This is a genomic window from Exiguobacterium sp. HSB13 (assembly GCF_056764755.1).
In genome coordinates this window covers 1-24,547 of sequence record NZ_JBUZOM010000004.1, presented here as the reverse complement: position 1 = coordinate 24,547, position 24,547 = coordinate 1, and the positions used below count along the sequence as shown (strand labels likewise).

The window sequence follows — 24,547 nt, the reverse complement described above, 5'->3', positions numbered from 1 at the left end:
TAAATCTAAAAAATGGGAAAGTGAAACAAAATACCATTCTTCTTCCATACCCTTCCTTTCTTATTCATATGCTTCTCTCTTCCAGCGTCCGTTGTACAAAAAAAGCGACATTCCGTCCATTGGAGGAATGTCGCTTCATAAAGTGAATGGAGAAATCAGCGAATCTTGACAATCGGTTTCTTTGTATCTGGATCGAGGAACAGCATCGCTTCTGTATCCCCATTCAAGTTCGTCACAGTGATCGTCGTTGGAATGTTTCGATTATACTCCCAACGATTCTCAAGCAGGTACGTCACGTACTGAACGAATGCGACGAGTTCTGCTTTTCCGTAAAATTGAACAGGAATCTTCATCTCAAGCTTTTTCAGTTCATCTTCTTGATAGAAGCCTTCCCCCATCATACCGGTGTAATTCGGGAAGTAGTCTTCTAGACGGTCTTTGAATAAATCGAACTTCGCTGCATCATCCCGCACGTCATTCGTTGCGCGTGCTGACGGGTAGTAGTAATAGCGCTCATTGTAGTTTTTCCAGTCGTTCGCACTGATTTGATTCCCGCGACCGATGAAGGCAGACGAGAGATAGTGACCGGAAACCGGAGACCCTTCTTTTTCCTGGAGATAGAGGGCGACGTGAATCGGTGTTGTCTTCATCCCTTGTGTCTTACGCATCTTCTTGACTAAATCATTCGCCATCCGCTTTCCTTCAGCAACGACTTTCTTTTCATCAAGTTTAACGGTATAGGTAGGTCCATAGTTTTCATCTTGGAACACATACTCACTATTTAAGACAAGCGCAATCGACGTCCCACCGAGTTCGAGTTTCTTATCTTCTTCAAGCATGTAGTCTTGCTCTAAGATATGCGATAGAATCATAGGTGACTTTTGGTTTTTTTCTTTATACGACTTACCAGACGTATAGGCTGGGTTCAGACCTTCAGGATCGCTGACGCCATCGCCTGCTTTTCCTTTTCGCAACAACCATTTTGCGATTTGGTCGGCTTCGAGTAACTGACCTTCTTGGTAATAGTATTTTTCCGGATCAAAAAACTGTGTCGAGTGACGCATTAAACCCGTCTCGATTTCATCGAGCTCAAGACGTGAACTGACACGTTTTTGTGTCATTCCACGTGCGACGCTTGGACGAAATGGCAAGACCGTCCGGTAGTACGAATCTGTCGTATCAATGGCTGGACTGACGACGGCCTGGACTTCCTTACCTTGTTCACTTTCAGTAATGACTTCTTTTGTATCGCTACTTGGCGAAAGGTCGAACGAACAAGCACCTAAAAATAACGTGCTCGATAACGTCAACGCTACTGCTGTTTTATAGTTCATCTCTATTTGCACCCCATGTTTTTAAATCGTTCTCTTTATCATAACAGAATCGTTTTCCATCGGGGAAGGACAAGTTTTTCCCTGATTTTCAAAAAAGATGATGCGCCTTAGCGTATCCGAAAGGACTTTTTCTCATGACACGTCGTAAATTCATCGGTCTGCTTTTTTTACTGGCAGGCATCGCCCTTATTGCTTGGCCCTTCATCAGTGACTATCAGCGTGAACAAGAGGCAGCCAATTTAAAAGAACAATGGACAAAAAGTCTAAAGACCGTCGATGCAAAAGAGACGAAACAACCGCTCGCAAAATCAGGTGTTGGACTGCTCTCGATTCCAAGCATTGATTTCGAGCAAGTCATCTTAGAAGGCTCGACGACAGCAGTCCTCGACCGAAGTATCGGTCATATTCCAGAAACCGGATCACCCGGGAAAGGCAATTATGCGCTCGCCGGACACCGCAGTTTCACGGAAGGGCTTCACTTCAATCGTCTACCTGACGTCAAAAAAGGTGATACCGTCGTCGTCACAACAAAAACGCATCGGTATACGTACCGCATCACATCCAGTCGTCTTGTCACACCGACGACATTGTCCGTCCTCGACCAATCTGTCGCTTCTCCAACCATCACATTAATCACATGTGATCCTCCGGAAACGGCAACGAATCGTCTCATCAAACAAGGTACTTTGATTCGGAGCGAGACGATTGCTTCGTGAGAAAGATGAACATGAATAAAGGAAGGCGGAATTCCGCCTTCCTTTTTATTTGATCGTTCTCATTTATTCTTCTCACGCTTCGTGTTTATCTAGTTCTTCTAACAGACGCGCTTCATCCCAAATTTCGATACCAAGCGATTCCGCTTTCGTCAGTTTAGAGCCCGCCTTTTCCCCTGCGACAAGTACGTCCGTCTTTTTACTGACGCTTCCTGTCACATCGGCACCAAGTGCTTCGAGTCGTTTACCGGCCTCTGACCGTTTTAAACTCTCGAGCGTTCCCGTCAAGACAATCGTTTTGCCCCCGAGTGGTGCATTCGTCTGATCAACCCGTTCACCAAGGAAACGTTGATTGACGCCAAGTTGTTCCAAATCACGAATCAATGCCTGTGCTTCCGGATGTTCGAAGTACTTCACGATTGAATCTGCGATTTTCCCACCGATGCCGTCAATCGCGACGATTTCGTCGTAGCTCGCTGCTGCAATCCCCGCTAACGAATCAAAACGTTCCGCTAGAAGATACGCCGCTTTTTGACCGACGAGTCGGATTCCGAGACCAAACAAGAGACGCTCGACCGAGTTCTGTTTCGAAGCTTCGATTGCCGCAAGTAATTTATCGACGGACGTCTCACCCATTCGATCAAACGTCAATAATTCCTCACGATCGAGTCGATATAAATCGGCAATCGTCCGGATTGCTTCATGATCATACAATTGACGGACGACTTTTTCACCAAGACCGTCGATGTTCATCGCCTGACGCGAAACGAAGTGAATGATACCTTCCATCAATTGCGCTGGACATTCCGGACTGACACAGCGGATGTCGACTTCACCTTCGAGACGGACAAGTTCCGATTGACATGCCGGACAATGCGTTGGGAAGACGATCGGTGTCTCTTCCCCTGTCCGTTCTGCTGTAACGACTTGTACGACTGCCGGGATGACATCGCCTGCTTTTTTAATGATGACCGAGTCCTGAAGGCGGATATCTTTTTCAGCGATGAAGTCGGCGTTGTGTAGTGTCGCATACGTCACCGTCGATCCTGCGACGACGACCGGTGCAAAACGGGCGCGAGGTGTGACTTTCCCGGTCCGACCGACACTGAAATCAACGTCTTCAACCGTTGTCATGACTTCTTCCGCCGCAAACTTATAGGCTGTCGCGAAGCGGGGACTTTTTGCTGTGAAGCCGAGCTCTTCCTGATCATCATACCGATCGACTTTCAAGACGATTCCGTCGATCTCATATGGCAGGCTCGCGCGTGCTTCCGTCCAATGTGCGATGTAGGCAAGAATCTCTTCCACCGTCTCACACGTCTGCATATGTTGATTGGTCGGTAACCCAAGTGAAGCGAGTTGTGCCATTGCTTCGCTATGTGAACGGGCCGTCAACGTATTGACGCCAACGCCATACACGAATAACGACAGATTGCGCGACGCTGTGATCGACGAATCCAGCTGACGCAGACTACCTGCTGCAGCGTTACGCGGATTCGCGAACAACGTCTCTTCTCGGCTAGCCCGGTCTTCATTCAAGCGTTCGAACGATTGTTTCGGCATGTAAGCCTCACCGCGGACTTCGACCGTCTCTTCTGCCTGCAGACGAAGCGGTAACGCTTTGATTGTCCGTAGATTCTGCGTGATGTTTTCGCCGACTGTTCCATCGCCACGCGTTGCCCCACGAACGAATCGGCCGTCTTCGTATTTCAGCGAAATCGCAAGTCCATCGAATTTCAGTTCGGCGACATACGTCGTCGAACGTCCGAGCGACCGCTCAATCCGAGCAACCCATTCGCGAATTTCTGTCTCATCAAAGACGTTTCCGAGCGACAGCATCGGTAAATCATGCGTCACCTTCTCGAACGCTTCGAGCGGTGCCGCGCCGACGCGTTGCGTTGGCGAATCCGGTGTGATCAGTTCTGGATGCTCTGTTTCTAACTCCGTCAGTTCACGAAGCAATTGATCGTACGTCGCATCCGGTACCGTTGGTTGATCCAGTACGTAGTATTCGTAGCTGTATCGGTTTAATGTTTGACGAATCTCATCTATACGCTGGCTTGCGTCCATCTGTGGACCTCCCGTCATACCTTTTTAATCGGTGCAAATTTCGCGAGCAGTCGTTTGATTCCGACTGCTGGGAATGCGATATCGATTTCAAGATTATCTCCTTCACCACGAGTCTGGACGACTGTACCGAGTCCCCATTTCCCGTGCTCTGCCTTATCTCCGACCGACCAACCAAGCGTTTCCGCACCTGACGTCTTCATCGCTGTTGGTTTGCTGATTGAGCGACCGATGACGGCTTTGCCTTGCGGGACAGGGCGGTCTTCCCATGGGAGTGGCTTCGCTTTTTTACCGGTCCGCTCAATGACGACTTCCGGCAGCTCCGCTAGGAACCGTGATTCTTGGTTGGCATTTGTCCGACCATAAAGCGAGCGCATCCGCGCATGTGACAAGTAAAGGCGTTTCTCAGCACGTGTGATCCCGACATACGCGAGACGACGTTCTTCCTCCATCTCGTCTTCATCTTGAAGCGAGCGGCTATGTGGGAACAAGCCTTCCTCCATCCCGATTAGGAAGACGACAGGGAACTCGAGTCCTTTTGCCGAGTGAAGCGTCATCAACGTGACTTGTTCTTCCGGATCCGTCTCGTCGAGTGAATCAACATCGGCGACGAGTGTCAAATCGGTCAAGAAGGCGATGATCGTCCGATCTTCCGGATCGGCTTTTGCCGTCTCCTTCTCGAAGTTTTGCGCAACGGTGATGAACTCGTTAATGTTCTCGAGACGACTCTGCGCTTCAAGTGTCTTATCTTCCTTCAGTACTTGGCGGTAGCCTGATTTCTCGAGCACTTCTTCGACTAGTTCCGAAAGGCTGATGAATTCTTGCATTTGGCTGAGTCCGAGAATCATCGTCCGGAAATCCGTCAACTTCGCTGCCGTCTTTGGTGCGATACTCGACAATTCGATATCGCGAATCGCTTCCATCAATGACACGCCTTGTAAGTCGGCGAAATCACGCAGCTTATCAATCGTCGTTGCGCCGATGCCACGTTTTGGTTCGTTGACGATCCGCGCGAAGGACAGGTCTTCATCCGGATTCGAAATCAAACGGAGATAAGCAAGTACGTCCTTGATCTCTTTACGATCGTAGAACTTCGTACCGCCGATCATTTTGTAAGGAACGTTCGACTTAAGAAGCGTTTCCTCGATCGCACGCGATTGTGCGTTCGTCCGGTACAGAATCGCGATATCGCTCAGTTTCATCCCGTAACGAAGCGAGTTCCGAATCTCTTGGACGATATAAAAGGCTTCTTCCCGCTCATTCTCTGCCGTATGGACGATCAGCTTCTCGCCTTCATCATTATCCGTCCAAAGTTTCTTGTCTTTGCGTGTCGAGTTGTTTTGGATGACATGGTTAGCCGCTTCCAAGATTCGTTTCGAAGAACGGTAGTTTTGCTCGAGTAAGATGACAGCTGCATTCGGATAGTCCTCTTCGAACGAGAGGATGTTCGCGATGTCAGCACCACGCCAGCGATAGATCGACTGATCCGAGTCCCCGACGACACAGAGATTCTGATGTCCCGATGCTAACAGGTTGACGAGATCATACTGGGCTTTGTTCGTATCTTGATACTCATCGACATGAATGTAACGGAATTTCTTTTGATAGTAGGCAAGGACATCCGGACTCTTCTTGAACAATTCCGTCGTTTTTCCGATCAAATCATCAAAGTCGAGCGCGTTGTTCCGGCGTAAGACCGCTTCATATCCTTTATAGATTTCAGCAACTGTCTTCTCATACGGGCTCGTCACGATCGAAGCGTAAAATTCAGCACTGCGTAATTCATTTTTCTGTGACGAGATGATCGTCAGCATCGAACGTGGATCCCATTTTTTCGGATCCAAGTTTTGTTCCTTCAAGACGAGCTTGATCGCCGATTGCTGATCACTTGAATCAAGAATCGTGAAGTTGCGGTCGTACCCAAGCTGATCGATGTCACGACGTAACATCCGGACACACATCGAGTGGAAGGTCGAGACCCAAATATCGTTCGCGACGCCACCGACCAACCGACCAATCCGGTCCCGCATTTCCCGCGCTGCCTTGTTCGTGAACGTAATCGCGAGGATGTTCCACGGTGCGACTTGTTTAGCCGCCATCAAATAAGCGACCCGGTGTGTCAGGACGCGTGTCTTCCCGGAACCGGCTCCTGCCATGATCAGCAGTGGACCTTCCGTATGCTTGACTGCTCTTGCTTGCTCAGGGTTTAGTCCACTGACGAGCTGTTCACTCAAATTAAACATATCAATAGCCTCATTTCTTATATTCCGAACTTTTGTTCCTATATTTTATCGTGTCGCTGCGACGGTCGCAAGCGCTGCTTTTAAATCCTCATAAATGACGTTCCCGACGACGATCGTATCCGCATACTGCAACATCTCACGCGCTCGCTCTTCGGAGTCGATTCCTCCACCGTAAAATAGGCGTGCCTGCTTCAAGACATCGCGAACGGCTGCGACTCGTTCCGGTTCCCCGTAAACGCCGCTGTATTCGAGATACACGACCGGTAGATGGAAGACGCTATCCGCTAACTGCGCATAAGCGACGGTCTCATCTAATGTTAGCGGTTTTGCTTGTGTCACATGCGCGACCTTCGCATCAGGATTCAGGACGATATACCCTTCCCCGACAAGATCAGCATGCGCCAGCATATGACCGACTTGTTCTAACGCCTCGACTTGTTTTTCGACGACGTACTCTAACGTCCCGGCATTTAGGACCGTCGGTGTCAAATACGTATCAAATCCCATCGTTGCGGCTTCGAGTTCAGAAATCTCGAGTGCTACTGCGACTGGATACCGGCGCAAACGCATCAAGAGATCAAGCGTCGCATCGAGTGTGATGTCATCCGTTCCACCGACAAGAATCGCATCCGTTCCGGACGTCGCAATCGCCTGCAGGCTAGCATCATCGATTGGTTTTGCTGGATCTAGTTTAAAGACATGTCGCCATTCATTAAAAGGTAATAACACGGTTCGTCCCATCCTCTCTTTCTCATTCCACATTCAGTATAAAACAAAAAACCATCTCGCGCAGGGCGAGATGGTTAGACGCGTGTCCGTCGTTTCGTCAAGAGTGACGCCAGTAACAACGCAAAAACGGCATATACCGGCACGAACGCCCACGGTTCTGCTAAAAAGAAGCCGAGTACCGGGACGTCCAGTAACGGTGAATCCGGTGAACAGAGTGCTCGACCATTGACGAGCGCCAAAAACGGTAAGACAGGCACAGCAAAGATATAGGCGAAGTTGATCCAAAAGGCACGTTTCATAAAAGAGCCTCCTTATCCGATGATGACGGATTCCTTCGGATAGTTGTAGTTACGTTTCGGTTGGTTCGCTTTCAGGAGAAGAACGAACGAGATGACACCGATTCGACCGATGAACATCAGCACAGACAACGTCCATTTTCCGATATCCGATAATTGATCCGTGATGCCGAGCGATAGACCGGTCGTTCCGAACGCTGAACAAGCTTCAAAAAACAGCACGAGGAACGGTGCGTCTTCGACAAGTAACAAGACGATTAATCCGACCATCGTCACACCAGTTGAGACGACAATGACGACGAATGCTTTCCAGATGTCCGACTGACCGATCTCACGACCAAAGATTTTAATCCCGTATTCGCCTCGGATGAAGGCGATGACACTCAAGACGGCGACAGCGAACGTCGTCGTTCGAATCCCCCCACCAACGGAAGACGGTGACGCTCCGATGAACATCAAGAGCGACAAGACGAAAATCGATGCCTGCGAGAAGGACGTGATGTCGACCGTCGTCAATCCCCCGTTTCGGGTCGTGACGGATTGGAACAAGGCGTCGACAAGCTTCTCATCGATCGGTAGACCTTTAAAGGATTGGTTCCATTCAAATAGCAGCAATGCTACCGTTCCGAATAGGACGAGAATGAAGAACGTTGACGCTGTCAATTTCGTAAAGAGTGAAAAATGATACGGTTGACGTGTCGCTTGACGTGTCGCCCGGTACGAGATGTAGCGCCGGACTTCGACGAGTACCGGAAACCCAATTGCACCAAGTGTCAGTAACAAGATTTGCATGAAGACGACGAACAAATCACCGCGAAACGGTAGTAACGATTCACCCGTGATATCAAAACCAGCGTTCGTCGTCGCACTGACCGATCCGAACAGTCCTTGGAGCATCGCTTCACCGAGTGTCGGAAAATACTTCGTATAGTACAGCCCAAGAATCAATGCCCCAATCAATTCAATCGAAACGATGATCAAGATGACTTCGCGAATGTATTTGACGACCCCTTGCATCGTCGTCTGGTTCTGATCTCGGACGACGAGTTGACGTTCCCGAAAGCCGATTCGTTTTCCGAGAATGACCCACATCGCGATATGAAGCGACATCAAACCAATTCCGCTGACTTGCACTAAAATCATGATCATGAAGTAGCCGAATGTCGTGAAGGTTTCTGAGACCGAGACCGTCGTCAAACCTGTGACACTGACACAACTAACCGCCATGAAGACGAGGTCCGTGAAGTCCCAGTTGTAGTCTCCCTTGGTCGACCACGGCAGACCGAGCATGATGATTCCGATGATGACTGCAACGAAGTAGATGATGACGAGCGACTGGATGGGCGTCAGCCTTCGAATGAAATGCTGAATTTTATGTTGTAACGCAAAATCCAATGTGACACGCCCCCCTTCATAGAAGTAGCGGATAACATTAGTTATCCGCTACTTCTTGCTCTACAAGACCTAAACGGGCGAGTGCTAAGTCATAACCGCCCGAACCGTAGTTCAAGCAACGTTTGACACGCGAGATCGTTGCTGTTGAAGCACCGGTCGCCTTTTCGATTTTGTGATACGTATTGCCTTCACGTAATTGACGTGCGACTTCAAGACGTTGGGCGAGCGCCTGGATTTCGTTGACGGTCGCTAAGTCTTCGAACAACGTATAACAATCTTCTAATGAATCCATCTTCATGATGGCTGTAAATAACTGATCCAATTCTTTTCCACGCAATTTATCGAGTTGCATCTTGTGACTCCCTTTCCCATTCAATTGCTCTTTAATAGTTTAAAGCGCGACGTTTTAAAATTCAAGCGTCATCGCAAAATCGCTGGGAAAAGGACTTTTTTCCGAAGGACTTCGTATATTCCCTGCGGTGTGATCCGCACATATGGCAAGTGAGTCGACGCTAGGAATAGCAACGTATAGACAGGATCTTCAAACGCATAACCGCGTTCGAACAAGGCTTCCCGTAGAGCAGTTTCCTGAACGATCAAATCTTCGAGTGGCAAGTCGGACGTCTGCCCCATCAAGGTCAACGGAACTTCAGCGATGACTTCACCATTCTCGACGAGAACGATTCCGCCCCCGAACGCTTTCATTCGATCAAACGCGACTTGCATGTCTCGTTTCGATTTACCGATCATCAAAATATCACCGCTGATCGAGTACGAACTGACGAGACCTCCGACTTGTGTCGCAAAGTTTTTCAGAACGGTATTCAGTCGCCACTTCCCTTCCCGGTCGAGTAGCATCAGGAAGGATTCATCACATCCTGCCGGTAGCACAGGTACACTTGTATCGTGTTCGACTTGATAGAGTTTCATGATGACGGAATTGACCATCTCAAGACCAACCGGCATGCTAAACGAAAAATCCTGTTCCGTTAAGGAAACCTGGACTTCCGAGCGTGGCATGAGCGCATAGACTGCATCAAGCGCTTCTGCCGGGTAACATGGGATGTCTGCTTGACGGACCCATGTGCCGCGCGCAAGTACAGCGACAGGTGTCGGGGCATCTTTTGCCTCAAGGAAATTAAGATGCGCGATTCGTCCTGGTGCGATACTCCCAAGTAGATGATCGAGATTAAAGTGACGCGCTGCATTGTACGATGCAATCCGGTACGCTTCTTCGACCGGAATGCCCGCCTCAAGCATCAATCGGATCGTCTCATCCATCATGCCCGCTTTATAGAAGGACGGCGTTGAACCATCCGTCGTCACGAGCACCTTATCGAACTGCGTCAACCCTGCTTCGACGAGACATTTAAAGATATCCGGTAGATCCGGACGAATCGATGAATAACGAATCGTCGTCGTGTAGCCGAGTTCAAGACGTGTCATCGCCTCTTCGACCGTCATCGCTTCGTGATCACTCGTCACGCCGTACAGCGCCATCTTCGTCAACGTCTTCGCTGAAGCCCCAGGAAAATGACCTTCGATTGGTTTTCCGAGTTTGATCGCATCCTGCATCCAGTGAAGCAGTTCATCATCCCCTTGCGAGAGACGTGGCCATCCCGTCAACTCTCCCGCTTGGATGACTTGTGGATGCTTGAGCCACGCTTGAATCCGGCGATTATCGATCGAGATACTGTCGGCATCAAGCTCGGTTTGTGCGTCGAGTCGTGCCCACCAGTACATTGAGGTCGGTAAGTCTGCTAGCGCCTCGACCTGAGCAAACGCTTGCTCCGTCGGCTCTAATAATAACAACATGTTGTCGTTTACGAGCGTCGTTGTTCCCCGCTCTGCTGCGAATTTTGCAAGACTCGCTGGATTGTAAAGTTGGAACGGATGGGCATGGGGTTCAATGTAACCGGGTACGATATATTGACCTGTCGCATCATGATACGCATCGGCTTGTTCCGGCATCTCTGGACCGACATAGACGATTCGGTCGCCACTGATCCAGATGTTCGCCGTCCGCCATGCTTTGACACCATGATTCAGGTAAGTGGCATTCTGTATGACAAGTGTCGGTGCAAGCTTTCCGCTGATGACCGCTTGGTGTGTTCGTACTTCAGATTTCGTCCAAGGGGATCTTCCACAATTTTTTTTCACGAAAGCTCGACCTCCTTTGTTTTATTGAAAACGCTTTCTTATAGTTCTTATACTAAAATGTTGCTAAGTAAGTTTCAAGAAGTTTTGCCCCGTTCCGGATTCATTTGGTCAAAATAACACAAATTCGCCATGGAAGACAAATCTTTTCGTGCACTTCGCCAAGAAACAAAAAACCAGACGCGACTCTATCGAGCACGTCTGGTTCAGATATCATGATTCATGCGAGGCACGAAAGGCTTTTTGAGCGATATCAGTTCGGTAAAAGAATGGCTGGTCCGTCACGTCTGGTAAGTTCGCATAGACCTGTTCGACAGCCTGCTCGATCGTCTCGGCACGGCTGACACATACGAGGACACGTCCACCGGCTGAGATAAGTTGATCGTCTCGTTCTGCCGTGCCGGCATGAAAGACGAGAAGACCGTCCCCAATCTGATCAAGTGGAATCGCTTGTCCCGTTTTTGGTGCTTCCGGATATCCTTCTGCTGCGACGACGACACCGACAGCTGCTTGATCCGTCCAAACGACTTCTGGTATCTGTCCGTCTATCAGCGGCATGATGACATCAAGCAACGGTGTCTCTAAGCGCGGAAGAATGACTTCTGTTTCCGGATCACCGAACCGAGCATTGAACTCGATGACGAACGGTCCTTGTTTCGTCAGCATCAGACCGGCATAGAGGAAACCGGTGAACGGAATTCCTTCGCTTGCCATCTGATCGACGAGCGGCTGAATGATGCGATCAACAGCTTCTGTCGTCAGCGCTGCTTCGTCCCACTGAGGAAGCGGAGAATACGCACCCATGCCTCCTGTGTTCGGACCTAGGTCACCGTCAAATGCCCGTTTATGATCTTGCGACAATACCATTGGGATGACGGTCTCTTCGTGCACGAATGCCATCAATGAACACTCTTCCCCGACCAGGCATTCTTCGATGACAACGCGGCTTTGTTGACCGTATTCCCCGGCAAACGTATCTTGGATTGCAACAAGCGCCTGGTCCACGGTTTCTGCGACCGTGACTCCTTTTCCGGCAGCAAGTCCATCGGCTTTGATGACGATCGGTGCACCCGCTTTGCGAACATACGCCTCTGCGTCTGCTGCTGAAGTAAAGACGGCATGAGCAGCGGTCGGAATACCGGCACGCTCCATTAATTCTTTCGCGAACTGTTTACTTCCTTCGATCGCTGCCGCTTCCCGTGTTGGTCCGAAGATCTGCAATCCCGCTGCCTGAAAGGCGTTAACGACTCCGAGAACAAGTGGTCCTTCTGGTCCGACGATCGTCCAATCGATCTGTTCGTCTTGTGCGAACGACACGAGTTCATCGATAGCATCTTCGGCGATCGGAACACATGTGGCTTGTGTCATCCCGGCATTCCCAGGCGCAGCATACACTGTCTCGATCCGTTCATCCTGTGCCAGCTTCCAGACGAGCGCGTGTTCACGCCCTCCTTTACCAATCACCAATACCTTCATTCAAATCGCCTCCGCTTAGTGTTTGAAATGTCGAACGTTCGTAAAGACCATCGTAATGTCATGTTTGTTACACGCATCGATCGACTCTTGGTCGCGAATCGAGCCGCCTGGTTGAATGATTGCCGTAATGCCAGCTGCTGCTGCCGCTTCGACCGTATCACCCATTGGGAAGAAGGCATCGGAAGCAAGTGACGCACCAACTGCTTTTTCTCCGGCTTGTGTAATCGCGATGTTCGCTGAACCAACACGGTTCATCTGTCCTGCACCAACACCGACCGTCACTTCGTCCTTCGCGAGAACGATCGCGTTCGACTTGACGTGTTTGACGGCACGCCATGCGAGTTTCAAGTCTTCCCATTCCGCTGCTGTCGGCTTGCGGTCTGTCACGACGCGTGCTGCCGCATCATCAAGCGTCTCATCGTCACTGTCTTGCACGAGCATGCCGCCAGCGACTGCCGTATAACGGATTGCTTGGACACGTTTGACGTCGAGTTCAAGTAGACGGATGTTCTTTTTCGCTGACAACAAGGCGAATGCTTCTTCCGTGAAGGATGGAGCGATGATGATTTCAAGGAAGATGCCGCTTAACTGTTCTGCTGTCTCTAAATCGACTTCACGGTTCAAGGCGACGATGCCACCGAAGATCGACACTGGATCGGCTGCATGAGCGCGGCGGAATGCCTCTCCGATTGTTGGACCGACGGCAACACCACATGGGTTCATGTGTTTGACAACGACGGCTGCTGCTTCGCGGAATTCGTCGAGAATTTCGAGTGCAGCGTTCGCATCTTGAATGTTGTTATACGACAACTCTTTACCATGCAACTGTTTCGCTGAAGCGAGAGAAGCTCCACGGTAAATCGGTGTTTTATAGAAGGCTGCTTCTTGGTGTGGATTTTCTCCATAACGGAGATCCTGGACTTTTTCAAGCGTGATCGTCAACTGATCCGGGAACTTCTCACCTGTTTGCGTCAAGAAATAATCCGCGATCAACGCATCGTACGCCGCTGTATGACGGAAGGCTTTCGCCGCAAGACGTTGACGTGTCTCAAACGTCGTACCGCCTTCACGAATCTCGGCAACGACCGTTTCGTAATCAGCTGGGTCGACGACGACCGTGACAGCTGCGTGGTTTTTCGCCGCTGAACGCAACATGCTTGGTCCACCGATATCGATGTTCTCGATCGCATCGGCATAGGCGACGTCTTCTTGTAAGACCGTCTGCTTGAACGGATACAGATTGACGACGACGAAATCAATCGGTTGAATCTGTTGCGCAGCCATCTGCTCACGATGGGATTCAAGATCACGACGACCAAGTAATCCACCATGAACCATTGGATGGAGCGTTTTGACACGCCCATCGAGCATTTCTGGGAATTGTGTGACTTCACTGATACCAATGACCGGAAGCCCGGCTTCCTCTAATGCTTGATGTGTTCCGCCTGTCGAGACGAGCTCGATACCTGCTTCATGGAACGCTCGTCCTAATTCGACGATTCCTGTTTTATCCGACACACTAATTAACGCTCTCATACGTTTGCCTCCTCTTTCATCCACTCTTCGATGACTTGCGGATACAGTCTATGTTCGACGCGCTGAATCGCTTGTTGCAATGTTTCACGCGTCATCTCTTCTGTAATCCGAACGGCTTCTTGAGCCATGATCGGTCCTGTGTCCATGCCTTCATCGACTATATGAATTGTAACACCTGTGATTTTAACTCCGCCACGAAATGCTTGTCCGATCGCATCTTTTCCCGGGAACGCCGGAAGCAGCGACGGGTGGATGTTGACGATTCGTCCTGCGTATCGTCCGAGCAACTCTTCCCCGATCAATCGCATGTAGCCGGCGAGAATGATCCGTTCGACGCCTTTCGCTTCAAGACGGGCAATGATCTCCCGCTCAAAACTCGGTTTATCCGGATAGTCCTTCGCCCGAAAGACGAAGACGTCACATCCGCGTCGTTTCGCCCGTTCAATGACCATCGCGTCCGGTTGATCGCAGACGATCAGTTCGATCGAGGCATGTAACGTTCCTGCCTCGATTGCTTCAAAAAGTGCTTCGACATTACTACCGCTTCCTGATGCAAAACAGGCGATTTTCATGCGTCGACTCCTTGAATCCGGACACCTTCTTGATCGGTCACCTGACCAATCACGTACGCTGTCTCATTTTCACGAGCGAGACGTGCTGTCACCTCCGCGACATCTTCCGGTTTGACGATCAACATGAAACCGATGCCCATGTTAAAGACGTTGTACATATCATGTCGTGGCAGGTCACCCGCTTGCTCGAGCCAGTCGAAGACTGGTAACGTCGGCCACTTTTTCGGATCGAACGATGCGCCGAGACCTTCTGGCAAGACGCGTGGTACGTTCTCGTAGAATCCACCACCTGTAATATGGACCATCGCTTGAATCTTTTCCGTCTCAAGGGCTGCTTTGACCGCTTCGACGTAGATACGTGTTGGCATGAGGAGCGCATTTCCGAGCGTATGACCGAGCATCATGACTTCATCTTCGTATCGGAGACCACTGTCAGCGACGATTTTACGGACGAGTGAGAACCCGTTCGAATGAACTCCGGACGAAGCGAGACCGAGAATGACATCTCCTGCTGCGACTTTGTCACCTGTGATCAATTTTTGTTTCTCGACGGCACCGACGGCGAACCCGGCGATATCATATTCGCCGTCCGCATACATCCCTGGCATTTCCGCTGTCTCACCGCCGATTAACGTACATCCCGCCTGGACGCAACCTTCTGCGACACCTGCGACGATCCGTTCGATCTTCGCCGGAATCGCCTGACCAAGCGCGATGTAGTCAAGGAAATAAAGTGGTTCCGCGCCTTGGACGATGATATCGTTCACACACATTGCCACACAGTCGATTCCGATCGTATCGTGTTGTTCCAGTGCGAAAGCGAGTTTCAGCTTCGTACCGACACCGTCTGTCCCACTGACAAGGACTGGTTCTTTCAACTGCAATTGGCTGAGGTCGAACATCGCACCAAAGCTACCGAGTCCCGTCAATACTTCTTTGCGCATCGAACGGGCGACGTGTTTTTTCATTCGCGTGACTGACTCATACCCTGCTGTCAGACTCACACCTGCTGCTTCGTAATGTTTGCTCATGTTCTTCCCCCATCTATCAAAGTTTAGCTTCTAACTCGAGCGAACCGAGCGGTGTCGGATACTCTCCTGTGAAACAAGCGGTACATTGTCCTTTTAACGGTCCATCGAACGGGCGATCGATTGCGTCGACCATGCCCGGTACCGTTAAGAATTCAAGTGAATCCGCACCAATTTCCTGCCGGATTTCTTCCGGCATCAATCGAGCAGAGATCAGTTCTTCCTTCGATGAAGTATCAATCCCGTAATAACATGGATTCGTAATCGGTGGTGCCGTGATGCGGACGTGGACTTCCGTCGCACCCGCTTCCCGTAACAAACCGACGATGCGACGACTCGTCGTTCCCCGGACGATTGAATCATCGACCATGATGACACGTTTTCCTTGTACGACGCCGCGTAGCGCGGACAACTTCATTTTGACCCCACGTTCCCGTAACTCTTGTGACGGCTGGATGAACGTCCGTCCGACATACCGGTTCTTGATCAATCCCATCTCATATGGAATACCACTCGCTTCCGCGTAACCGATCGCTGCCGAGATACTTGAATCCGGCACTCCAGTGACGACGTCTGCTTCGACCGGCGCTTCTTCATACATCTTTTTCCCGAGTGCTTTGCGAGCCGTATGGACGTTGACGCCATCAATGATCGAATCCGGACGTGAGAAGTAGATATATTCCATCGAACACATTGCTCGTTCACGTGGTTCCATGTATTGACGGGACGACATGCCCTGTTCTGTGATTGTCACGAGCTCCCCTGGCTCGATATCACGAATGAACTCCGCGCCGACGATATCAAAGGCACATGTCTCTGACGCGAATACGATGCCGCCGTCCGGTGTCTTCCCGAGTGACAGTGGACGCAGTCCGTGCGGATCAACCGCCACGAATAACGTATCTTCCGTTAAGAAAAGGAAGGCGAACGCCCCGACGAGACGGGCGAGACTATCGGCAATCCGGTCTTCGAGTGTTTCGAGCTTACTGCGTTTGACGAGATGGGCGACGACTTCCGTATCACTCGTCGTCTGAAAGATGGCACCTTCTGCTTCTAACAGGTGCTTCAGTGAATCGGCGTTGACGAGATTTCCGTTATGCGCGAGTGCGAGATCTCCCGTCCGCGATTTGAAGTGAAGCGGTTGGGTGTTCTCAAGCGTGTTTCCCCCTGCTGTCGAATACCGGACATGTCCAATCGCGTGATGTCCGTTAAGATTCGTCAGTGTTTCTTCAGAAAAGACTTCCGTTACGAGTCCTTGCCCGCGGTGCGGGAAGAGGTCGTCACCGTCACTCGTGACGATGCCTGCCCCTTCCTGTCCCCGGTGTTGCAAGCTATGCAAGCCGTAATAAGCGAGTTGCGCTGCATTCGGTTGTCCGAAGATCCCGAAGACGCCACACTCCTCATTTAGTCCTTTGATGTCATATAACACGCGATTGCTCCTTCCCAGTCTCCCTGTAAGGTCGAACGGTCTGCTTCAATTCGTGTGTCTGCCGTTTCGATGACGAGAAGCTCATCGTTCGTGACGACACCGATTGCTTGAGCACCGGTCCGTTGTTCGAATGCTGCGACGTACGCTTGTGGCACAGTGACGATGAAGCGTGATTGCGATTCGCTGAACAGGTGTAAGGTTGGTCCGCCGAACTGAACCGTCAATCCGAGGTTCGTCCCAAACGTCATCTCAGCGAGAGCGATGGCGAGACCGCCTTCTGACACATCATGCATCGCATTGACTTCACCTGCTTGTACTGCCTGCTGTAACAATTGTAAGCGTGCGTGTTCGACGGCTAAATCAATCTGTGGTGCGCGACCGAATGATTTACCGAATTGCATATATTGAAGCTCACTACCACCAAACTCGGCTGTCGTTTCGCCTAACAGATAAATCTGGTCACCTGCTTGTTTGACGTGTTGCGTTGTGATCCATTCAGTTTGCTCGTGTAAGCCAACCATTCCGACGACTGGTGTCGGGTGAACCGCTTGACCGGCTGATTCGTTGTAGAGTGAGACATTCCCACCGATGACAGGTGTCTCGAGGACACGACATGCTTCTGCCATACCGGCCGTTGCTTGTTGCAATTGCCAGAAGCCTTCTGGTTTATCCGGATTTCCGAAGTTCAGGCAATCCGTGATGGCGAGTGGTGTCGCCCCGCTCGCGACGATATTACGAGCTGCTTCCGCCACCGCGATCTGTCCACCGACATATGGATCCAAGTAGACGAAACGGCTGTTGCAGTCGGTCGTCATCGCGAGCGCTTTGTTCGTGCCGCGGACACGGATGACGGCTGCGTCTGACCCTGGTGCGACGACAGTCGACGTCTGGACCATATGATCGTACTGATCGTAGACCCAACGTTTTGAAGCAATCGTCGGCTGACGAAGTAGTGCCCGCCATGTCTCAACAACGTCTTCGACGACTGGAAGTGTCTCTTCCATCGCTTGGAATTCTTCATAATACGCAGGGACACGCGATGGTTTTTCGTAGACTGGTGCTTCTTCTGCTAACGCATCAACCGGAACTTCCGCCACGATATCTCCGTGATGGATCAACCGTAAGACCTTCTCTTCAATGACTTCTCCGACGTGAACGGCATGGAGTCCCCATTTGCTGACGATCGCTTCGATCTCTGCTTCGCGACCACGCTTGACAACGAGTAACATCCGCTCTTGTGATTCCGAGAGCATCATTTCGTAAGCCGTCATCCCAGTCTCCCGTTGCGGGACGTCATCGAGGTGCATCTCGATGCCCATACCTGCTTTCGAAGCCATCTCTGCTGAAGAAGATGTCAGTCCGGCAGCACCCATGTCCTGCATTCCGACGAGCGCTGGATGACCAACGATCTCAAGACACGCTTCAATCAATAGCTTCTCCATGAACGGATCACCGACTTGAACAGCCGGACGTTTTGCTTCTGTATCCTCTCCGAGATCCTCCGAGGCAAACGTCGCACCATGGATTCCGTCGCGCCCAGTAGCTGCACCGACATACATGACTGAGTTTCCGACACCTTTTGCCTGACCTTTTTGAATATCGGCATGGTTGATCAAACCGATACACATCGCGTTGACGAGTGGATTGCCTTCATACGAACGATCAAATCCAATCTCTCCACCAATCGTCGGGATCCCGACACAGTTGCCGTAACCCGCGATTCCGGCGACGACTTGTTCGAACAGTTGATTGACACGTGGTGTACCGAGATGACCGAAACGAAGCGAGTTCATGAGTGCGACCGGTCGTGCGCCCATCGAGAAGATGTCACGAATGATTCCGCCGACGCCTGTCGCAGCCCCTTGGTACGGTTCAACAGCGGATGGATGGTTGTGGCTTTCAATCTTAAAGACGACTGCCTGCTCATCGCCGATATCAACGACACCCGCTCCTTCCCCTGGTCCTTGCAAGACACGTGGTCCAGTCGTCGGGAATTGACGAAGGACGGGTTTAGATGTCTTGTATGAACAATGCTCAGACCACATGACTGAGAACAATCCCGTTTCCGTGTAGTTCGGTTGGCGTCCGAGTAAATCGACGACCATCTGGTACTCTGTATCACTTAAGCCCATCGTGGCATAGACGCGTTGCTCTTGAATCAATTCTGGTGTTGGTTCAGACTGTTGTTTTAGCATGGTGTGCCCCCTGTTTGACGAGTGAAGTAAAGAGTTTCAATCCATCTGTTCCGCCGGTCAAGAGTTCGACCGCTCGTTCTGGGTGTGGCATCATCCCGAGAACGTTGCCGGCTTTGTTCGTGATTCCGGCGATATCACCGCGTGAGCCGTTCGGGTTATCGACATACGTGAAGGCGATTTGCCCGTTCGTTTGGAGCATCGCGTAAGTCGCATCGTCGCAATAGTAGTTTCCTTCGCCGTGCGCGATCGGAATCGAGATCGTCTCGCCTGGCAGATAATCCGATGTAAAACGTGTCTTCGTATTTTCAACCTTCAGTTCAACCGTCCGGCACATGAACTTCAAGCCGTTGTTTCGATGCAAGACACCTGGTAAGAGTCCCGCTTCGACAAGGATCTGGAATCCATTACACACTCCGAGGACCGTTTTCCCTTCTGCTGCGAAGCGTTTGACTTCTTCCATGATTGGTGAGAAGCGCGCGATTGCGCCGCAACGGAGGTAATCTCCGTAAGAGAAGCCGCCTGGTAATAGGACGCCATCGTAGCCTTCAAGTGATGTTTCGGTATGAAAGACATATTCAGCTTCTTCTCCGAGCGCATCCTTGACCGCATGGTACATATCTAAATCACAGTTCGATCCCGGAAAGACGATGACCGCGAACTTCATGCTGGCGTCACCTCTTCGATCGTAATCTGGTAATCTTCCATCACCGTGTTGACGAGTAATTTTTGACACATCTCATGAATCATCGCTTCTGTCGTTTCCGTCTCAACGAGCAGTTCAATCTGTTTTCCGATTCGAACACTTTCGACACCCGTAAAACCAAGCTGTTGCAATCCGCCTTTTACAGCAACTCCTTGTGGATCTAAAATGCTTTCCCGTAATGCGATCGATACGATGACTTTTTTCATTGTGTGTTTCCCCCTAGGCGATTGAATAGTGTTTGGTAAGTCTCTGTCAGTGAACCGATATTGCGGCGGAAGACATCTTTATCGAGATGCTCTCCGGTCGCTTGATCCCACAGGCGGCATGTATCAGGTGAAATCTCATCAGCCAGTAGAATCGTTCCGTCGGCCATCTTGCCGTACTCCAGTTTAAAATCAATCAACGTGATCCCGTTTTGACGGAAGTAAGGTTGTAATACTTCGTTTACGCGAAGCGCTTCAGCAGATAACTGTTTCAACTCTTCAGAAGTCGAAATCTTCAGTAAATTGATGTGTGACGAGGTGACGAGTGGATCGCCTAACGTATCATCTTTATAGTAGAACTCAACGATTGGTGTTTCGAGCACCATACCTTCTTCGATACCGAGCCGTTTACTCAAGCTCCCCGCGACGACGTTTCGGACGACGACTTCGAGTGGGATGATGGTGACACGACGTACGAGCTGTTCGCGCTCCGAGACACGCTCAATAAAATGTGTCGGAATGCCCGCTTGTTCGAGGATTTCAAAGAAATGACTCGTCAATCGGTTGTTCAATTCGCCTTTTCCAGCAAAGGTTTCTTTTTTCTCGCCGTTGAATGCCGTGGCCTCGTCTTTATAGACGATCCGGAGCACATCCTGCTCCTGCGTCGTGTACAATCGTTTTGCTTTTCCTTCATAAAGTGGTTGCATCGCTTTCGTCCCCCATGATCCTAAGATGTAGACGGGGCAAGTGCCCCGTCTCAGGTTGATTAGTTCAAGCCACACCGTTCAAAGATTTCATCGACGCGACTCGTATGGTACGTCGGATCGAAACACGCATCGAGCTCTTCTTCTGTGAAAAGCTGTTGAATCTCTTCTTCTTGCCACAACAAGTCACGGAACATGATTTGTTCTTCCCACGCCTGCATCGCACGCGGTTGAACGAAATCATAGGCGGCTTCACGCGACCAGCCTTTTTCGATTAAAGCGAGTAAGACATGTCCAGAGAAAATGACACCAAACGTCCGGTCCATGTTCCGCTTCATGTTGTCCGGGAAGACCGTCAAGTTCTTCACGATGTTTCCGAAACGGTTCAACATGTAGTTAAGCAATCCTGTTGCGTCCGGAAGAATGATACGTTCTGCCGAAGAATGCGAGATATCCCGTTCGTGCCAGAGTGAGACGTTCTCGTACGCTGTCACCATGTGTCCACGGATGACTCGGGCAAGACCTGTCATGTTCTCTGAACCGATTGGATTTCGCTTATGCGGCATCGCCGATGATCCTTTTTGACCTTTAGCGAAGAATTCTTCGACTTCACGTGTTTCCGTCTTTTGCAGACCCCGAATTTCTGTTGCCATCTTTTCGATTGATGTTGCAATCAGAGCAAGTGTCGACATGTAGTGTGCATGACGATCACGTTGTAACGTTTGCGTTGAGACCGGAGCCGGTTTTGTTCCTAACTTTTCGCAGACATACTTTTCAATAAATGGATCGATGTTTGCGAATGTTCCGACGGCACCTGACATCTTGCCGTATTCGACCGTCTCACGTGCTGCTTCAAAACGTACTTTGTTTCGTTTCATCTCTTCATACCAAAGCGCTAGTTTCAGACCGAACGTCGTCGGTTCTGCATGTACGCCATGCGTTCGTCCCATCATGACCGTATATTTATGTTCGTTCGCTTTGACTTTTAAGATGTCGATGAATCGATCGAGATCCGCAGCAAGAATGTCGTTTGCTTGCTTCAACAGATACGAGAGTGCTGTATCGACGACGTCCGTTGACGTGAGTCCGTAATGCACCCACTTGCGTTCTTCTCCGAGTGTTTCAGAGACGGCACGCGTGAAGGCGATGACATCATGACGTGTCTCTTGCTCGATCTCAAGGATGCGGTTGACATCAAATGAGGCATTGTCCCAAAGCAACTGGACGTCCTCTTTCGGGATGACCCCTAGTTCACTCCATGCTTCACACGCAAGAATCTCGACTTTTAACCAAGCCTCGAATTTGTTTTGTTCGGTCCAGATCGCTTTCATCTCAGGACGTGTATACCGTTCGATCATTGAACTGTCTCCTTCCATATCGACAGGCGTTCGACTTCTGCCAAAGCATCGTCGACGGTGTCCGCAAGAATGTTTAAATGGCCCATCTTGCGCCCTGTCTTGGCTTCTGCTTTTCCATATAAGTGAACTTTCGTCCGAGCGTCTAATCTCGGTAGTTCCTCGTATAATGCTGTGACATGCTGACCCAGGATGTTCGCCATGACGACCGGTGTCGTCAGACGGGTATCACCGAGTGGGAGACCACTGATGGCACGGATATGTTGCTCGAATTGGGATGTTTCACAAGCATCGATTGAATAGTGACCCGAATTGTGTGGTCGGGGTGCTAGTTCATTGACGATCAGTCGAGAACCGACGACGAACAACTCGATGGCCAGTGTACCGATCAGACCGACGGCATCCGCGATGGATTCGGCGAGCGCAATCGCTTCTTGTTCGAGTGATTCGGAAATCCGTGCCGGTACGATCGATAGATGTAAAATGTTTTCTCGATGTATGTTCTCACTGACCGGGAAGACGCGTGTCTCTGTTGCGCTTCGAGTGACGATGACGGAAATTTCCTGATCAAACGGTAACCACTGCTCCGCAACATACTCTGTCGGTTCGAATCGTTCGATTGCCGCTTGGAACTGTTCTTCCGTCCGAATGACGGTCTGTCCCTTTCCGTCATATCCGAATCGTGCTGTCTTCAAGACGAATGGTAACCCGAGTCGCTGTTTTGCTTCCTCTAAGTCAGAAGGATGCGTCACCGGATAATACGGAGCGACGGAACGCCCAATGCGTTCAATCATCTCTTTTTCCCGTACCCGATGTTGCGTTTGAAAAAGAAGATCGGTGCCGTGAATCAGTTTCGTTCCGATTGCTTCAGCGACTTCCGTCGAGATGTTCTCGAATTCGTAGGTGACGACATCCGATTCAGCTGCGAGTTGTTTTGCTGCCTCGACATCCGTGAAAGCAGCTTTGATATGTTGATCCGCCACTTGCGCACACGGTGCATTGTCCGTTGGATCGAGTGTCAAAATCTCAAAGCCCATCTCACGCGCCGACAGAGCCATCATTCGACCGAGTTGACCGCCGCCTAGTATCCCAATTCGTTTCATAGCAGGTTCCCTCCAGATGCAATGACGTCTCCTTCTAGTTCGACACGCATATGATCGAGCTTGCGGGCAAGTCGTTCATTTTGAATCGAAAGAATTTGAGCAGCTAGCAATCCGGCGTTTTTTGCGCCCGCTTCTCCGATCGCGACCGTTGCGACCGGTACACCACCTGGCATTTGAACGATCGAGAGCAAGGAATCAATTCCTTGGAGCGCTCTACTCTTCACAGGAACACCGATGACGGGTAATGTCGTTTTAGCAGCGACCATGCCCGGTAGATGAGCAGCACCGCCTGCACCGGCAATGATGACCTTCAGTCCTCGTTCACGTGCTGATTCAGCATAACGAAACATTATATCCGGTGTCCGATGTGCGGAAACGACTTTCTTTTCGTATGGAATCTCAAGTTGCTCCAACACATCACATGTATGTTTCATCGTTTCCCAATCCGATTGACTTCCCATGATGACGCCGACTTCTACATTTCCCATCGCTGTTTCCTCCTTTGTGCATAAAAAAAGCCCAAACCACGGCTAAAAGGGTGGCTTAGGGTATAAAAAGGTACGCCAAAGAAATATCGACGAACATCCATATACCCCATAGTCCAACGATTTAGGGTCGTTGGGTAGAAACTTGCAAGCCATATCCCTGCTATTATACGAGGTGTTTATATTCAATCATCCTGTCACGACTTCATCTTAACAAGTCCATCCCAAGGCGTCAACCAAAGGCGAACAATTTAATTTTCTGAAAATTTATCGTTCGGTTTTAAAAGGTGTTTTTCTGATTTCATTTAGTGTCCATTCGGAGTTTATTTCTTGGGAAGCATCAAATGAAATAAAGTATAAAAAAAGCATCGTCCGAATGAATCGGACGATGCTTGAGGTAGTTATTCGCTCTCTTTCACTTTGCAATCGAAGACGATTTGCTGACGAATTGGATACGGTTCGCCATTCGCGTCTAATCCAAAGATCGGCTCTTCTCGTCGGACCGTCGGGCGGTATCCCATGGCATCGATACGATCCAAACAAGCACCAATCGTCTCGTTCTCTTCGACGGCTACGCGTAGTTTCGTTTTTTTCGCCATATCCCTGTTCAGTCCCTTCATTAAAATAGATGCATGCCTTTCTACAAAAAGACACAAAAAAGCGGCGGCCCTTGAGCGTATGCTCCAGAACCACCGTTTGCCTGGCAACGTCCTATCCTCACAGGGGGAAGCCCCCAACTACTTTCGGCGTTCAAGTGCTTAACTTCCGTGTTCGGCATGGGAACGGGTGTGACCACTTGGCTATCGTCACCAGACGACGGGCTC

The 24,547-nt window shown here is 50.3% G+C and carries 22 protein-coding genes, 1 rRNA gene and 1 riboswitch; of the genes, 1 reads left to right on the top strand and 22 read right to left on the bottom strand.

Annotation, left to right across the window (positions count from 1 at the left end; all coding sequences use genetic code 11):
* Positions 1–155: 155 nt before the first annotated feature.
* Positions 156–1,334 (bottom strand): CamS family sex pheromone protein, encoded by a 1,179-nt coding sequence (locus ACZGCQ_RS14970; RefSeq protein WP_047394974.1) that lies wholly within the window; start codon positions 1,332–1,334, stop codon positions 156–158.
* A gap of 134 nt (positions 1,335–1,468) precedes the next feature.
* On the opposite strand from ACZGCQ_RS14970, the gene ACZGCQ_RS14965 reads away from it, so the two are divergent.
* A complete protein-coding gene (locus tag ACZGCQ_RS14965) occupies positions 1,469–2,050 on the top strand; it encodes a class D sortase (protein WP_023467085.1) in 582 nt (193 codons plus the stop codon).
* A gap of 72 nt (positions 2,051–2,122) precedes the next feature.
* Here ACZGCQ_RS14965 and ligA read toward each other — a convergent pair whose 3' ends face one another.
* The 21 genes from ligA to rrf all read right to left on the bottom strand — a co-directional run bounded on the left by ligA (position 2,123) and on the right by rrf (position 24,537).
* The gene (gene ligA / locus ACZGCQ_RS14960; protein ID WP_481266734.1) at positions 2,123–4,117 is read right to left on the bottom strand and encodes an NAD-dependent DNA ligase LigA; all 1,995 of its coding nucleotides are present in this window, start codon (positions 4,115–4,117) and stop codon (positions 2,123–2,125) included.
* 14 nt (positions 4,118–4,131) lie between these two features.
* Positions 4,132–6,357 (bottom strand): DNA helicase PcrA, encoded by a 2,226-nt coding sequence (pcrA, locus tag ACZGCQ_RS14955; RefSeq protein WP_035412308.1) that lies wholly within the window; start codon positions 6,355–6,357, stop codon positions 4,132–4,134.
* A gap of 45 nt (positions 6,358–6,402) precedes the next feature.
* Positions 6,403–7,098 carry a heptaprenylglyceryl phosphate synthase gene (gene pcrB / locus ACZGCQ_RS14950; RefSeq protein WP_481266733.1) on the bottom strand — a complete coding sequence of 232 codons (696 nt, stop codon included), beginning with the start codon at positions 7,096–7,098 and terminating at the stop codon, positions 6,403–6,405.
* A 62-nt stretch (positions 7,099–7,160) separates the two neighbouring features.
* A complete protein-coding gene (locus tag ACZGCQ_RS14945; protein WP_029340751.1) occupies positions 7,161–7,385 on the bottom strand; it encodes a hypothetical protein in 225 nt (74 codons plus the stop codon).
* Between the two features lie 12 nt (positions 7,386–7,397).
* Entirely contained in the window at positions 7,398–8,777 is a 1,380-nt protein-coding gene (locus ACZGCQ_RS14940) for a TrkH family potassium uptake protein (RefSeq protein ID WP_029340750.1), read from the bottom strand.
* Between the two features lie 37 nt (positions 8,778–8,814).
* Complete coding sequence (locus tag ACZGCQ_RS14935) at positions 8,815–9,129, bottom strand: YerC/YecD family TrpR-related protein (protein ID WP_238238767.1); 315 nt, start codon at positions 9,127–9,129, stop codon at positions 8,815–8,817.
* 68 nt (positions 9,130–9,197) lie between these two features.
* Positions 9,198–10,937, bottom strand: coding sequence for an adenine deaminase C-terminal domain-containing protein (locus tag ACZGCQ_RS14930; RefSeq protein ID WP_481266732.1), 1,740 nt, complete (start codon positions 10,935–10,937; stop codon positions 9,198–9,200).
* A gap of 210 nt (positions 10,938–11,147) precedes the next feature.
* Positions 11,148–12,410, bottom strand: coding sequence for a phosphoribosylamine--glycine ligase (gene purD / locus ACZGCQ_RS14925; protein WP_481266731.1), 1,263 nt, complete (start codon positions 12,408–12,410; stop codon positions 11,148–11,150).
* A 15-nt stretch (positions 12,411–12,425) separates the two neighbouring features.
* The gene (purH, locus tag ACZGCQ_RS14920) at positions 12,426–13,946 is read right to left on the bottom strand and encodes a bifunctional phosphoribosylaminoimidazolecarboxamide formyltransferase/IMP cyclohydrolase (protein WP_481266730.1); all 1,521 of its coding nucleotides are present in this window, start codon (positions 13,944–13,946) and stop codon (positions 12,426–12,428) included.
* Complete coding sequence (purN, locus tag ACZGCQ_RS14915; protein WP_087682073.1) at positions 13,943–14,518, bottom strand: phosphoribosylglycinamide formyltransferase; 576 nt, start codon at positions 14,516–14,518, stop codon at positions 13,943–13,945. The genes purH and purN overlap by 4 nt, the downstream gene beginning before the upstream one ends.
* A complete protein-coding gene (purM, locus tag ACZGCQ_RS14910) occupies positions 14,515–15,549 on the bottom strand; it encodes a phosphoribosylformylglycinamidine cyclo-ligase (protein WP_481266729.1) in 1,035 nt (344 codons plus the stop codon). Before purM ends, purN begins: the two co-directional genes overlap by 4 nt.
* 16 nt (positions 15,550–15,565) lie before the next feature.
* Positions 15,566–16,975, bottom strand: coding sequence for an amidophosphoribosyltransferase (purF, locus tag ACZGCQ_RS14905; RefSeq protein WP_481266728.1), 1,410 nt, complete (start codon positions 16,973–16,975; stop codon positions 15,566–15,568).
* Positions 16,951–19,170 (bottom strand): phosphoribosylformylglycinamidine synthase subunit PurL, encoded by a 2,220-nt coding sequence (gene purL / locus ACZGCQ_RS14900; RefSeq protein WP_481266727.1) that lies wholly within the window; start codon positions 19,168–19,170, stop codon positions 16,951–16,953. The genes purF and purL overlap by 25 nt, the downstream gene beginning before the upstream one ends.
* The gene (gene purQ / locus ACZGCQ_RS14895) at positions 19,151–19,834 is read right to left on the bottom strand and encodes a phosphoribosylformylglycinamidine synthase subunit PurQ (RefSeq protein ID WP_050678983.1); all 684 of its coding nucleotides are present in this window, start codon (positions 19,832–19,834) and stop codon (positions 19,151–19,153) included. Before purQ ends, purL begins: the two co-directional genes overlap by 20 nt.
* Complete coding sequence (gene purS, locus ACZGCQ_RS14890) at positions 19,831–20,079, bottom strand: phosphoribosylformylglycinamidine synthase subunit PurS (protein WP_023467069.1); 249 nt, start codon at positions 20,077–20,079, stop codon at positions 19,831–19,833. Before purS ends, purQ begins: the two co-directional genes overlap by 4 nt.
* Positions 20,076–20,783, bottom strand: a complete 708-nt coding sequence (gene purC / locus ACZGCQ_RS14885; protein ID WP_481266726.1) for a phosphoribosylaminoimidazolesuccinocarboxamide synthase — start codon at positions 20,781–20,783, stop codon at positions 20,076–20,078. The genes purS and purC overlap by 4 nt, the downstream gene beginning before the upstream one ends.
* Before the next feature lie 59 nt (positions 20,784–20,842).
* Positions 20,843–22,138 carry an adenylosuccinate lyase gene (gene purB / locus ACZGCQ_RS14880; RefSeq protein ID WP_029340741.1) on the bottom strand — a complete coding sequence of 432 codons (1,296 nt, stop codon included), beginning with the start codon at positions 22,136–22,138 and terminating at the stop codon, positions 20,843–20,845.
* Positions 22,135–23,238 (bottom strand): 5-(carboxyamino)imidazole ribonucleotide synthase, encoded by a 1,104-nt coding sequence (gene purK / locus ACZGCQ_RS14875; RefSeq protein ID WP_481266725.1) that lies wholly within the window; start codon positions 23,236–23,238, stop codon positions 22,135–22,137. Before purK ends, purB begins: the two co-directional genes overlap by 4 nt.
* Positions 23,235–23,726, bottom strand: a complete 492-nt coding sequence (purE, locus tag ACZGCQ_RS14870; protein WP_481266724.1) for a 5-(carboxyamino)imidazole ribonucleotide mutase — start codon at positions 23,724–23,726, stop codon at positions 23,235–23,237. The genes purK and purE overlap by 4 nt, the downstream gene beginning before the upstream one ends.
* An 89-nt stretch (positions 23,727–23,815) precedes the next feature.
* A riboswitch (purine riboswitch) is annotated at positions 23,816–23,917 on the bottom strand.
* 207 nt (positions 23,918–24,124) lie between these two features.
* Complete coding sequence (locus ACZGCQ_RS14865; protein WP_029340738.1) at positions 24,125–24,322, bottom strand: NETI motif-containing protein; 198 nt, start codon at positions 24,320–24,322, stop codon at positions 24,125–24,127.
* Between the two features lie 99 nt (positions 24,323–24,421).
* Positions 24,422–24,537: ribosomal RNA gene (rrf, locus tag ACZGCQ_RS14860) — 5S ribosomal RNA — on the bottom strand.
* Positions 24,538–24,547 lie beyond the last annotated feature (10 nt).